The sequence below is a fragment of the Treponema berlinense genome (assembly GCF_900167025.1).
GTDB lineage: Bacteria > Spirochaetota > Spirochaetia > Treponematales > Treponemataceae > Treponema_D > Treponema_D berlinense.
The window spans coordinates 69,303-81,376 of sequence record NZ_FUXC01000008.1 but is presented as its reverse complement, the minus strand read 5'-3'; the positions used below and the strand labels follow the sequence as shown (position 1 = coordinate 81,376).

Genomic DNA, 12,074 nt, shown 5'->3' with positions numbered 1-12,074 from the left:
GGGACTATCATAAGCAAGCCCCCTCTTTTTCAGCCGCGGCAACAGCAGCACGGTTACGCTGATCAATCTTCTTCTTAGAGATTTTTGAACGCACAACCTCGCTTACCTGCTGGTCGCCAAGATAAACTGAAATTTTTTTAATATTTGCTTTTGCTTCAGGAATTTTTACTTTTTCAAAAAGATTTACGCGCTGAGAAGTCGTACGCAGTTCTTTTGAGAGCAATCTTACCTGTTCATCAAGCACGCTAGCTTCAAGATCCAACGAAAGGGCCTTTTCCATTCTGTCAGCCGCAAGATCAATCCAAAGCGGAGTTTCGTACAAATCGTAATCTCCGCGAGAAAAATCCGCGCCTTCGTAAACTGGAATCGTTACACCGGCAATGTTTCCGGTGCCCTTTTTTATGTTCCGAACCGTAACCATGTCGCTTTTAAAAGCCTGTTCTTCGCCAAAAACGCCTATCCAAATCTTGAATTCTTCTTCAAGGCGAATTCTAGCCTGACGAACTTCTTTTGCTTTTGCGCCGATGGTTCTGATTTCAGACTGAAGCTGCTGTTTTTTGAGCGTGAGCGTAGGAAGATAACGCTGATACATTTTCAGCGCGTCTTTCTGTGCTTTCTGCTCATTTTTAGTCAGCTTAATTTTTGCCATTAAATTTTATCTCCAAGCAGGAATTATTTGTTCGGCCAGAATTCTGCAATCAATTCAGATTTAATACCTGTTTCGTCTTTGTCAAAGCAGGCAGCAAGAATCTTCCATCCTAAATCAAGTGCATTTTCCAAAGAAATATTTACGGACAAGTCCATCATTTCTTTTTCAAAAAGCTCACCGTATTTCAAAAGTTTTTCATCCCATTTTGACATCATAAAGCCCATGGACTTTTTTTCGAGGGTGTCTTTGTAAGATGAATACAGACGAATCATAGCATCCATAAGCGCACGGTGATCTTTTCTTGTCTTGCCGTTTACATTCTGCTTTAAGCGTGAAAGCGAACCAAACGGCTCAATACGACCGCCCTTAAGATAGTACTGACCTTCTGTAATATAACCTGTGTTATCTGGAACCGGATGAGTTACGTCATCACCAGGCATTGTTGTTACTGCCAGAATTGTAATGGAACCGCTTCCCTTAAAGTCAACGGCCTTTTCATAACGGGCAGCAAGCTGAGAATACAAATCGCCAGGATAACCACGGTTTGAAGGAACTTGCTCCTGAGTAATTGCAATTTCCTTCATAGAGTCTGCATAAGAAGTCATATCTGTAAGCAGAACAAGAACGTCCTTATTCTGCAAAGCAAACTGTTCTGCAACCGCAAGAGACATATCAGGAATTTTGATACATTCTACGGTTGGGTCTGCGGCAGTATGAATAAACATAACCGTCTTGCTCAACGCGCCGCCTTCCTCGAGAGTTTTCTTGAAATAAAGGAAGTCGTCATATTTAAGACCCATTCCGCCAAGAACGATAACATCAGCTTCAGCCTGCATGGCAATACGTGCAAGAAGCTGGTTGTAAGGTTCTCCCGAAATAGAGAAAATTGGAAGCTTCTGAGAAACAACAAGAGTATTGAACATATCAATCATAGGAATGTTTGTTCTCATCATTCTTTCTGCAAGAATACGTTTTGAAGGGTTTACTGAAGGTCCTCCAATTTCTGTCATATTTTCAGTAAGAGCAGGTCCCTTGTCGCGAGGATCTCCAGAACCGTTGAAGATTCTTCCCAAAAGATCATCACCGAAAGAAACACGCATATCGTGTCCCAAAAAGCGAATCTGATCGCCTGTAGAAACACCGCGTCCGCCGGCAAAAACCTGCAAAGAAACTGTATCACCGTCAATTTTGTTTACTTCTGCAAGAGATTTTCCAAAACGGGTTGTAATTTCTGCAAGTTCGTTATATTTTACGCCTTCTGCCTTTACTGTAATTACGGAACCAGTGATTGATTCAATTTTGCTGTATATTTTATTCATTTTTCACCGTCCTTCTTAAGCCTTAAGCAATGATTCGGCCTGAGCTGTAAGTTTGCCGTTTTTTGATGAATAAAGTTCGTCGATTTCTGACTCAACTTTTTTGAAAGCATCGCTGTGCTCTTCTGTGTAGTTCCAGTCAAGGAATTTCTGACGCAACTGGTTAAAATAAGTTCTTGCTTCATCTTTATCTGCAAGTTCAAAAGAAGAACCAAGAATTTTAATGATTTTATCAAGGTCGTACTTCTGACGTTCAACAGTTGCATTTGCATCTACTGCATCAAAAGAGTTCTGCTGGAAGTAAACGGCATCAAGCATTTCTTCTTTTAGATAAACAAGATAGTCTTCAAGGGAAGTTCCTTCTTCACCAACTACCTTCATCATCGAAGCGACATCAACGCCTTTTTTCATAATATCAAAGCAGAAATTTACCTTGCTTGAATCGATTACGCCTTTGTATTTTGACCATGACTGAATCGGGTCAATCGCAGGATATTTACGGGCATCTGAGCGAGCACGTGAAAGTCCGTGGAAAGCGCCGACAACCTTCAATGTTGCCTGTGTTACAGGTTCTTCAAAGTTACCGCCGGCAGGAGAAACTGTACCACCGATTGTTACAGAACCTACAGAACCGTCTGGCAAACGAACCTGTCCGGCACGTTCATAGAAGGCTGCAATATAAGATTCCATGTAAGCAGGGAATGCTTCTTCTCCCGGGATTTCTTCAAGACGGCCAGACATTTCACGAAGAGCCTGAGCCCAACGGGAAGTTGAATCGGCAAGAAGCAAGACGTTCAATCCCATCTGTCTGTAATATTCAGCCAAAGTTACAGAAGTATAAACAGAAGCTTCACGCGAAGCTACTGGCATTGAAGAAGTATTACAGATGATGATTGTTCTTTCCATCAAAGATTTTCCGGTTTTCGGATCTTTAAGTTCAGGGAATTCTGTAAGGGTTTCTACAACTTCACCGGCGCGTTCACCACAGGCAGCGATGATTACAATGTCAACGTCTGCATATTTTGAAGTTGTATGCTGAAGAACTGTTTTTCCAGCGCCGAAAGGACCCGGAATACAGTAAGTTCCGCCCTTTGCAACAGGGAAGAATGTGTCGATAAGGCGAACCTTAGTAACCATTGTCTCTGTCGGCGCAAGACGCTCTTCATAGCAGTTAATCGCGCGTTTTACCGGCCATTTGAAAGAAAGACCGATTTCTACGTCCTTTCCATTTTCATCGGTAAGAACAGCGACCTTGTCATCAAGGGTATATTCGCCAGCAGGTTTTATAGATTTTACAGTGTATGAGCCAAGCAAATAGAACGGCACAAAAATCTTGTGCGTGAACGGACCTTCTGGAACAGTTCCGATATATTCACCGGCTTTTTTTACATCGCCAGGCTTTGCAGTTGGTGTAAACGCCCATTTTTTTGTTCTGTCGAGAGGATCTACATAAACGCCTCTTTCAAGGAACCATCCTGCTTTTTCAGCAAGCAAAGGAAGAGGATTCTGCAAACCGTCGTAGACCTGGCCAAGAAGTCCAGGACCAAGCTCAGCAGAAAGCAAATCACCGGTAAACTCAACAGCATCTCCGGTTTTAATTCCTTTTGTCATTTCGTAAACCTGAAGCTGGGCTACATTTCCGCGGATACGGATTACCTCACTTTTCAGGCTTGAATTATCAACTTTTACATAGGCAACTTCGTTCATGGAAATATTTCCGTCAAATTCGACAGAAACCATGTTTCCATTAACGCCGACTACCTTTCCTTTTGTATCCGTCATTATTTATCTCCCATATCTCCTTTGAGGATTGAATCATAGATTTTATGATAAGAAACCATACCTTTCTCTGCATTGAACATCTTCATTCTTAATGCGAGTTTTAAGCGCAAACCATAGGCATAAACAGCATCAACAGAAAACTCATCGGCAGGACGAATACTGTCCAAAAGATTCAGCCTGTATTGATTCAAGAACTGCTCTGCAGCCAATGGACTGTCCATTCCAGTCGCAGTGCGGGCCGCCTGAATCACATCAGGAGAGAAACTTTCGTTTTCTATTTCGAATTTTTTATTCATGCGAAGTGCACGGATTTGAGCCAAAGCAAAACGAAGATTTCGTTCACTGTCATACCATTTGTCAAGAAAAACAGAACCTGTTGAAACTTTTTTTAACGGAGGTGTCAAAGAAAGAAGTTTTACCTGTTCAAAACTTTTCTTGTCGAGAAAACGCGAGCAGAGATCATAAAAGTATTCTTCTGTAACCGGCAACACCGATTTTTCGTCAGTAACTGAGAAAGATGGAAGTTGTGCCAAAAGATAATACTGATTACTCACTTATTTAGCCGCCTCTTTCATCAATGCAGCAACTCTAGGATTTAAATATGAACTGAACAAGTCAGCTACAGCTTCTGCTGAATAGTCATAGAATGCTGCTCCATCCTTTACACCGATGCGGAATCCGTTTGAAACGGAATTGTCAACTTTCAGTGTAAGCCCGGCAGAAATTTCATTTTTCAAAGCTGCTTTTAGATTTGATTCAACTTCTTTTAAGCTTTTTTCGTTCAAAAGAACAGAAATATCTTCAGCAGAACTGTTTTTTACCCATTCCTTTACAACTTCTGGAACAAGGGTTGCCAGCAAATCTTTTGAATAAGAATCCGAAACTTCCTGTTTTATGAGCGCAGAAAGCTCTTTTGTAATACTGTCTTTAAATTGCAGAAGAAGGTTTCTTCCGGCTTGTTTAATGGCATCTTCACTTGCTTTTTCCAGGCGGGCTGTCTCTTCCTTAGCCTGCATAAGAATTTTCTCTGCTTCTTCTTTTGCATCAAGAATAATCTTGTCGGCTTCTCTCTGGGCCTGTGCAATTTTTTCTGAGGCAGAGCTTTCAGCAACGGCAACGCCATCTTTTTTGATTCTGTCAATCAGTTCTTCAACGTGGGTGTCCATGCTATCCTCTCTTTTTTTGTGAATTTTTTTTAGTTAAAAAACTATCTATTTAAATATACCACCAAAACTTGGCGGCGTTAAATAACTTTGCGTTAATGATTACAAACTTTTAAAACCCCATATCCAACGAAAATTGAACTTCGGTCGTTGTAAGGCCAAGCTCACGTGCAATCATTTCAATATCGTAACCGCGGTCTGAAAGTTCTTTTATCTGCTCGTTTATTGTTTTTTTAGGTTTTATCGGGTTGTCCGAATAAAAGACATTTTCTCCAATTTTTGGAATTGAAGCAAAGCCTGTTCCTTCGTTATCGACCATAAATTTTGTTCCGGAAGGCGACTTTATATAATTTTCTTCCTGCTGTTCAAATAATTCGCCTTGCTCGCCTGCAACTTCTTTTTTACCTTTTGAAGTTATCTGATATACGCTGGAAGCCTGCAAAGCATCGGAAATTCTTCCGTAAGGCGCTTTGCTTCCATAGACTGAAGGATCTTGAGTTTTAGGGTGAATTTCATTTTTGTGAGAAACCTCAGATTTTTCAGAAATCGCCCTGTTAAATTGCACCAGAGCAGCGCGTTTTTCCAATTCCGACTTTGCAACAGCAATATGACGTTCTGCGTCAGCCGAAGTTGCCTTTAACTGTTTGATTTTTTCCTCGATTAAATCCAGATTTTTTGAGGTCGTGCGGTTTACATCTTCAATCATCCGTGTAACTTCAAGCCGAGTTTTAGAAATAATATCTTCGGTCGTAAAAAGCCTTTTAAATTTTCTTAAAAATACAAGCCAGCCGGTTATATTTAAGCAACAAAGAATAAATGCCAGAACTGCAATTCCCTGCATATCTACCTCGAAATATCAATATTTTGTCCCAAAAAAGATTCACGGATTTCTGTCAGTTTCTTTTTTTCATGTTCTTCTTCCTTACTTTTTTTCTGATTTTTTTGATTTTGAAAAGAACTATTTTGATGGCCTTCGTCTTTTACCTGGCTGGTGTTCGCTTCGTTTTCGGCGGTTTTGTGAACCTGAGACAACCGCTCCTGCTCCTGCTGAACGGCAACATTTTCCTGCATTGCCTGCGTCAATTGATTTCCGTTCTGCTGATGGGCAACATTTTTTGCAACGTTGCTCATTTGAGAATATATCGTCTGAAGGTCAATCGGTTGTATCGCCATAATCTAATTTTACTCCAAAACCTATAAAAATCAACAAAACGCAGGAGCGCAAAAAACTAAAAAATGATTTTTTAGAGAATCTTTACTTCGTTTTTGAGTTCTTTGTTTTCAGCAAAATCCTTAACATTCTGAAGCGAGACTTCCGCAATATTTGAAAGCGCAGTCGTCGTTAAGAACGCCTGATGTCCGGTTATAAGAACATTAGGGAACGTTAAAAGCCTTGCAAGAACGTCGTCTGTTATTACTTCCGTTGAATGGTCATTGAAGAAAAAAGCGCTTTCTTCTTCGTAAACATCCAGCGCAGCTCCTCCGATATGCTTGTGCTTTAATGCGTGAACAAGGGCTTTGGTGTCGATTAAAGCGCCGCGGCCTGTGTTAATGATGACAGCATCGCTTTTCATAGTTTTCATTGTATCGTGATTTGCAATATGCCTTGTTTCCGGCGTAAGCGGACAATGAAAGCTTAAGACATCGCTTTCCTTAAAAATCGTCGGAACATCGACATAAGAAAAACCTTCTTCTTCAGCCCATTTTTCGTCTGGATAAGGATCATAACAGATGATTTTCATGCCAAGACCTTTTAAAAGTCCAGCCATTATCCGTCCAATTTTTCCTGTACCGAAAATTCCCGCGGTAAGACCGAAAAGATCACGGCCAGTAAGACCTTCGATGCTGAAATTCTGGGTTTTTGTTCTTAAATAGGCCTGAGGAATATGGCGGGTAAGAGACATTAAAAGCGCCAGCGCGTGTTCTGCAACTGCGTGAGGAGAATAAGCCGGAACACGGACAATTTTTATTCCAAAAGAAGATGCGGCAGACAGGTCAACATTGTTAAAACCGGCACATCTTAAAACGACGAGTCTTACTCCGCATTCCTTTAATATTTTCAGGACAGATGAATCGACTGTATCATTTACAAAAACACAAACAGCATCAAAATTCTTTGCTGTGAACGCGGTTTTTTCAGTCAATTTAAAATCAAAATAATCAATTTCAAAACCAAATTTTTCGTTTTCAGAGCAAAAAGAATCCTTGTCGTACGAACGAGTGTCATAAAAAGCAATTTTTATCATATTTCCTCCATAATAAGCACCGCGTTAGCGGCGAGCCACGGATGGCGAGAATCACAGTTTGTGAAAGCAACGCTTGAACAAACTGTAATGATAAAAATTACAGGAATGTAATTTTTATCATGCCTCCATAATAAGCACCGCGTTAGCGGCGAGCCACGGATGGCGAGAATCACAGTTTGTGAAAGCAACGCTTGAGCAAACTGAAATATTTTTAAGCGGATTATAACAAGAAATAGATTCTAAGTCAGCATAGAGTAACAAAAATATGTTTTTTTGCGGCATTTTTTTGTGGCAGAGATTGAAAGGGACGCGAAGCGTGTGTTTTTGCTATGCAAAAATACCGGAGGTGAAAACCGCAGCCCTGAAAAGCTCGGTTTTTGCAAGGCAAAAAGCCACCCGAATTCAAAAAGAAGATTTTTTGGATTTTTTGAAATTTTTCTGTTATCCTGTGTATATGAAGATTTTTTTTAAATTAAACATTTTTTTCTTTCTGTTTCTGCTGTTTTCATGCTCTTCGGTACCAAAGGCAAAAAATGGGGATTTTAAGAAAGATTTTTCTGAAGACGAGACAGTCGAATTTGAAGAACTTTGGGGCTATGTTTTTTATAAAAGAGAAGATTCATACACTCCAGACCTTCCTCTTACCGACATCGGCTATTTTACAGAAGCAATTTCGGCATTTAGCGAGGTGCCGGCGCCCCCTCCTAAGGAAAAATATTTTTCTGACTGTCCGGCAAAAGTTCATCTCGTAACAAGCTGCGACTCGCGCTCGCAAACCCACCTTTTGCTTTTACCAGAACTTCCGCTCAGAAACAAAATTATTGACGATTTAATAGAAGCAAGCAAGACTTATGACGGGCTTCAGGTTGACTGGGAACTTGTAAGTCCTGAAGATGATGAAAATTTTATTGAATTTTTGAAAATTTTAAAATCAAAACTTGGCGAAAAAACACTTTCTATTGCAATTCCTGCGAGAATAAGGACTCTTTCAAAAGATGCCTATAATTATGAAAAACTTGCAAAGGTTGCGGATAAAATCATCATAATGGCCTACGATGAGCACTGGGCCACAAGCAAACCAGGTCCGATAGCAAGCACTGACTGGTGCAAAAAGATTTCAGACTATGCAAAAAGTCAAATTCCTCCGGAAAAACTTGTAATGGGACTTTCGTTTTACGGAAGAGCCTGGAGAGATGATACTCTCGGCGGAAAAGCATACATCTACCCGACGCTGCAAAAAATAATGGAAGAAAACAAGGTAAAAAACCACAGACGCGATGAATATGGAGTTCCAAGTTTTACAATTACAAAAAAACTGAATATCACGGTTTTTTATGACGATGAAACTTCCCTTTTTGTCAGGACAAAAATGTATGCAGAAAATGAAATAAAAGCCCTGAGTTTTTGGAGAATCGGACAGGAAGACGAAGCATACTGGAAGCACTTAAAAATAAAAGAGACTGAAGAAAATAAATAAAAAAAAAGCGCGCAATCCCGTTCTACTCAACGAATTACACGCTTTTTGAGACTGGCGTGATTCGAACACGCGACCCTCTGCTTAGAAGGCAGATGCTCTAATCCAACTGAGCTACAATCTCGTATTTATTTACTTTATCAAAATTGTATTTTTTTTGCAACACTCAATTTGCTGTATTTTTTAAATTTATAGCAATTTTTGGCAATTTTTGTTTTTTGCCCCAGAAAAACACTTCCAGTAATTGCTATTTATTTTTTATTATCGGAACAGAACCAAGATCTAGGACAAGGCTATAAGCGTTTGAAAGTGAACTGCCATCAAATGCAACACCAACCGCAAAAAACTGGACATAATAAGTATCGCTCGCAGAAGCCGAATCATTATGCTTATAGTCACCATCGCTTTCCGACGGCTCTACATTCTCGTCTGAATCTGTATCCTGCTCGTCAAAAAAATCAAATGACTTTCCATTATTTCTTGCAGGAACGATAAAATCTATATCATTATACGCAACTGCGGTTCCAGAACCACCCGAAGTTCCAGAAAAATATTTCCAGCCTTCAGAAGAATCATAACCAACAAAAACTGTAGAACCATTGACAAAAGCCCTTAAACGGCCAGAAAACTTTATACAGGCACGAAATTGCTCAAAATCAGAAACATCTTCGCCATTAGCTCCGTAATTTTCATTTCCTGTATAAGTTTTTACCCTAAAAGCGACATTTAAACTGTTTTTTAGAATATCCGCAGGAACAAAAACCGACTGAGAAACAGTTTTTCCGGTCTTAAAAGAATGCGCGCCCAAAACCTGATATTGATAAGTATCGATCATTCTTGTGGCTGCGGCTGTCGAATTACTGCTCGTGTTTACCGAGAGAATTGAATTTCGCTGGGAGATTAAATCACTGGAATTATTGTAAATTTTATAATAAATTTCAGTTCCAGAAAAAGAATCGGGCTGGTCAGTTTCATTCACCCTAAAAGAAGCGTACCATTTCAAATAATCATCGCCACTATAAAGCGGGCTATTGATTAAAGATGTCGGGGCATTTACTGTTATTACATCTTCAAGTCCGCAGGAAACAAAAAAAGTTTCCGCAAGGGCAAGAATACACGTAATAAATATTTTACTCGCCATAGGGAAACTTTTCATAATAAAAAAACTATTTTACCTTTATCAGGTTACAAATTATTCTGCTTTTGTTGAATTGATTGCAATAATCCTGTCTTTTGCAAGATTTGCCCATCTTGAACCAGAATGAATCGCTTCAATTTTTTCATAAGCCGCAACAGCTTTTTCCAAATCACCTTTTGCTTCGTTTACGCGACCGAGACTAAAATATGCATGGTCGATAAGATAAAAATCTTTTGAAGAAATAGCCTTTTCGTAACCAGAAACAGCGCCTTCCAAATCATTCAAGTTTTCAGAACAAATTGCCGCATTGTAATAACAAAGAGGAGCTGTATAGGCCGATTTTTTTGCATCAGCAGCCTTTAACCAGGCACTGCGGCTTGCATTGTAATTTTTCTGTTCAAAAAGAATCTCAGCCTTAAGCATATTTGCCCTTACACCGACAATTCCACCTTTCGAAGCAAGCGCTTCAAGTTCAGAAAGAGCGGCATCCTGTTTAGCCTTAAAATCTTCCGCAGAAATATCATCCGCATCTTTTTTGAAAGTGTATTCAATCGCATCAACCTGAGAAAGTCCCTTCTCAGCAGCCTTTGTTTTTATTGAAGATCCGACTACTGCAACAATAACAAACACGATTAAAACGGCAATCAAACCGCCGATAACTTTTATATTTTTTTCAAGGAATTTTCCAAGAACAGACGTTTTTTCTTCTTCATTAGACATATTTTTATCTCCAAATTTTTTATTTATATTCAACGGATTTTAAGTTCATTCAGCAATCGTGAAACATAAGTCCGCTGGATTCCCAAAATTTTTCCCGCCTCAGTCTGATTCCAAGATGTAGAATCAAGGATTTTCTTAATATAGGCGGTTTTAAATTTATTTAAAGCTGTTTTTAAGGTTCTGTCACCATCAGCTGGATTCGCAATTTCATCAGCAATCTCTTCAAAACTATCCTGCGTTTTATTTTTTTGAACACTGGAAGCATTTGAATTGATTCTTAAATCTTCAGTCTGAATAAGCGGAGGCTTACCCAAAACACAGGCCCTTTCTATCGAATTTTCCAATTCCCGAATATTTCCAGGCCAATAATATTCCAAAAGAGCTTTCTCTGCGGCTGCCGAAAAAGACTCGAAATTCTTTTTTGTTTCGTTTGCAAATTCTGCCAAAAAGAATTTTGCAAGCGGAAGAACATCTTCCTTCCGTTCCCTCAAAGGAGGAACATTTAAAGGCATTACATTCAGCCTGTAATACAAATCGCTACGGAATGAACCTTCGCTTACCATTTTTTCAAGATTACGGTTTGTCGCAGCAATGATCCTGACATCGACAGAAATCGTTTCATTAGAACCAACTCTTTCAAAAGTGTGATTCTGCAAAACCCTTAGAAGTTTTGACTGCAATTCCAAAGGCAATTCACCAATTTCATCAAGAAATAAAGTTCCGCCTTCTGCCGCCTCAAACCTTCCCTTTCTGTCAGAAACAGCATCTGTAAAAGCACCTTTTACATGGCCGAATAATTCACTTTCCAAAAGCGCAGATGACAAAGCCGCACAATTTACGCGCAAAAAGGGCTTTCCGACCCTGTTTGACCGCAAATGAATCTGTTCCGCGAAAAGCTCTTTTCCGACACCGCTTTCGCCTGTTATAAGAATTGTTGTATTCGCCTTCGCAACCTCATCGATTACATGAAGCAAATCCAGGACAACAGGACTTTTTGCAACAAAAGGATGATAATCACTTCCACTAACGATGTTATTCTGCAATACAGAAAAATTATCTTTTGCCGACCGGTAAGAATCTGCGTTCAAATACGCAATTCCTGCCTGGCTTGCCAGAAGATTTAAAATTTCCAAATCAGAATTGCAAAATCCCCGTGAACCAGACTTGTTTATAAGCTCTATAACACCAATGCATTGTCCTTTTACGCGCATTGGAATTGCAATCATCGTCTTTGTTACATAACCAGTCTTGTTTTGAACCGTATCTGAAAAGCGAGGATCAAGCCCCACATTATTGACGATTACATGCTTATTATTTTCAACAACCCAACCGGCAATACTGTTTTTTTCAACAATTATATTCTTTGCCTCGGCACCTTTCGGTCCAAGGGCAACAACAAAGCGAAGAGTTCCGTCTTCTTTGTTTACAAGCAGAAGTGAAGAAGATTCACATTCGACCAAACGCATTGCTGATTCAAGAATATAAACCAGCAATGCCTTTACATCTGAATAATTTGAATTTATTCTGCCGTTTATTTCGATGAGTGTTTTAAGTTTTTCAAGAGTAAGAGAAGTAAGTTCACCCAT

Annotated in this window: 12 protein-coding genes and 1 tRNA gene; 1 reads left to right on the top strand and 12 read right to left on the bottom strand. The window is 39.6% G+C overall.

Going from position 1 to position 12,074, the window contains the following annotated elements:
* Nucleotides 1–7: 7 nt before the first annotated feature.
* From B5D47_RS07590 to B5D47_RS07555, 8 genes are all read right to left on the bottom strand, one after another.
* Entirely contained in the window at nucleotides 8–649 is a 642-nt protein-coding gene (locus B5D47_RS07590) for a V-type ATP synthase subunit D (protein WP_078931231.1), read from the bottom strand.
* A gap of 23 nt (nucleotides 650–672) precedes the next feature.
* Nucleotides 673–1,968: a V-type ATP synthase subunit B gene (locus B5D47_RS07585; protein ID WP_078931230.1), complete on the bottom strand. Its 1,296-nt coding sequence runs from the start codon at nucleotides 1,966–1,968 to the stop codon at nucleotides 673–675.
* A gap of 15 nt (nucleotides 1,969–1,983) precedes the next feature.
* Nucleotides 1,984–3,747 carry a V-type ATP synthase subunit A gene (locus tag B5D47_RS07580; RefSeq protein ID WP_078931229.1) on the bottom strand — a complete coding sequence of 588 codons (1,764 nt, stop codon included), beginning with the start codon at nucleotides 3,745–3,747 and terminating at the stop codon, nucleotides 1,984–1,986.
* Nucleotides 3,747–4,301 (bottom strand): DUF2764 family protein, encoded by a 555-nt coding sequence (locus tag B5D47_RS07575; protein ID WP_078931228.1) that lies wholly within the window; start codon nucleotides 4,299–4,301, stop codon nucleotides 3,747–3,749. Before B5D47_RS07575 ends, B5D47_RS07580 begins: the two co-directional genes overlap by 1 nt.
* Nucleotides 4,302–4,913, bottom strand: a complete 612-nt coding sequence (locus B5D47_RS07570; RefSeq protein WP_078931227.1) for a V-type ATP synthase subunit E — start codon at nucleotides 4,911–4,913, stop codon at nucleotides 4,302–4,304.
* A gap of 109 nt (nucleotides 4,914–5,022) precedes the next feature.
* Nucleotides 5,023–5,751 (bottom strand): hypothetical protein, encoded by a 729-nt coding sequence (locus B5D47_RS07565; protein ID WP_078931226.1) that lies wholly within the window; start codon nucleotides 5,749–5,751, stop codon nucleotides 5,023–5,025.
* 2 nt (nucleotides 5,752–5,753) lie between these two features.
* The gene (locus B5D47_RS07560; protein ID WP_078931225.1) at nucleotides 5,754–6,083 is read right to left on the bottom strand and encodes a hypothetical protein; all 330 of its coding nucleotides are present in this window, start codon (nucleotides 6,081–6,083) and stop codon (nucleotides 5,754–5,756) included.
* 71 nt (nucleotides 6,084–6,154) lie between these two features.
* A complete protein-coding gene (locus tag B5D47_RS07555; protein ID WP_078931224.1) occupies nucleotides 6,155–7,156 on the bottom strand; it encodes a 2-hydroxyacid dehydrogenase in 1,002 nt (333 codons plus the stop codon).
* A gap of 454 nt (nucleotides 7,157–7,610) precedes the next feature.
* On the opposite strand from B5D47_RS07555, the gene B5D47_RS07550 reads away from it, so the two are divergent.
* Nucleotides 7,611–8,633: a glycosyl hydrolase family 18 protein gene (locus B5D47_RS07550; protein ID WP_159443508.1), complete on the top strand. Its 1,023-nt coding sequence runs from the start codon at nucleotides 7,611–7,613 to the stop codon at nucleotides 8,631–8,633.
* Nucleotides 8,634–8,679: 46 nt separating this feature from the next.
* On the opposite strand, the gene B5D47_RS07545 is transcribed toward B5D47_RS07550, so the two are convergent.
* From B5D47_RS07545 to B5D47_RS07530, 4 genes are all read right to left on the bottom strand, one after another.
* A tRNA-Arg gene (locus B5D47_RS07545) sits at nucleotides 8,680–8,754 on the bottom strand.
* Between the two features lie 123 nt (nucleotides 8,755–8,877).
* Entirely contained in the window at nucleotides 8,878–9,771 is an 894-nt protein-coding gene (locus B5D47_RS07540) for a hypothetical protein (protein WP_078931222.1), read from the bottom strand.
* 51 nt (nucleotides 9,772–9,822) lie between these two features.
* A complete protein-coding gene (locus B5D47_RS07535; protein ID WP_078931221.1) occupies nucleotides 9,823–10,488 on the bottom strand; it encodes a tetratricopeptide repeat protein in 666 nt (221 codons plus the stop codon).
* Between the two features lie 29 nt (nucleotides 10,489–10,517).
* On the bottom strand, nucleotides 10,518–12,074 hold the full coding sequence (locus B5D47_RS07530; protein ID WP_078931267.1) for a sigma-54-dependent Fis family transcriptional regulator: 1,557 nt from the start codon (nucleotides 12,072–12,074) through the stop codon (nucleotides 10,518–10,520).

What these genes read in the sequence shown, in the direction of transcription:
- B5D47_RS07565 (WP_078931226.1), bottom strand. Translation starts at nt 5,751, where the DNA reads ATGCAGGGAATTGCAGTTCTGGCATTTATTCTTTGTTGCTTAAATATA.
- B5D47_RS07570 (WP_078931227.1), bottom strand. Translation starts at nt 4,913, where the DNA reads ATGGACACCCACGTTGAAGAACTGATTGACAGAATCAAAAAAGATGGC.
- B5D47_RS07550 (WP_159443508.1), top strand. Translation starts at nt 7,611, where the DNA reads ATGAAGATTTTTTTTAAATTAAACATTTTTTTCTTTCTGTTTCTGCTG.
- B5D47_RS07535 (WP_078931221.1), bottom strand. Translation starts at nt 10,488, where the DNA reads ATGTCTAATGAAGAAGAAAAAACGTCTGTTCTTGGAAAATTCCTTGAA.
- B5D47_RS07590 (WP_078931231.1), bottom strand. Translation starts at nt 649, where the DNA reads ATGGCAAAAATTAAGCTGACTAAAAATGAGCAGAAAGCACAGAAAGAC.
- B5D47_RS07585 (WP_078931230.1), bottom strand. Translation starts at nt 1,968, where the DNA reads ATGAATAAAATATACAGCAAAATTGAATCAATCACTGGTTCCGTAATT.
- B5D47_RS07555 (WP_078931224.1), bottom strand. Translation starts at nt 7,156, where the DNA reads ATGATAAAAATTGCTTTTTATGACACTCGTTCGTACGACAAGGATTCT.
- B5D47_RS07540 (WP_078931222.1), bottom strand. Translation starts at nt 9,771, where the DNA reads ATGGCGAGTAAAATATTTATTACGTGTATTCTTGCCCTTGCGGAAACT.
- B5D47_RS07560 (WP_078931225.1), bottom strand. Translation starts at nt 6,083, where the DNA reads ATGGCGATACAACCGATTGACCTTCAGACGATATATTCTCAAATGAGC.
- B5D47_RS07530 (WP_078931267.1), bottom strand. Translation starts at nt 12,074, where the DNA reads ATGGGTGAACTTACTTCTCTTACTCTTGAAAAACTTAAAACACTCATC.
- B5D47_RS07580 (WP_078931229.1), bottom strand. Translation starts at nt 3,747, where the DNA reads ATGACGGATACAAAAGGAAAGGTAGTCGGCGTTAATGGAAACATGGTT.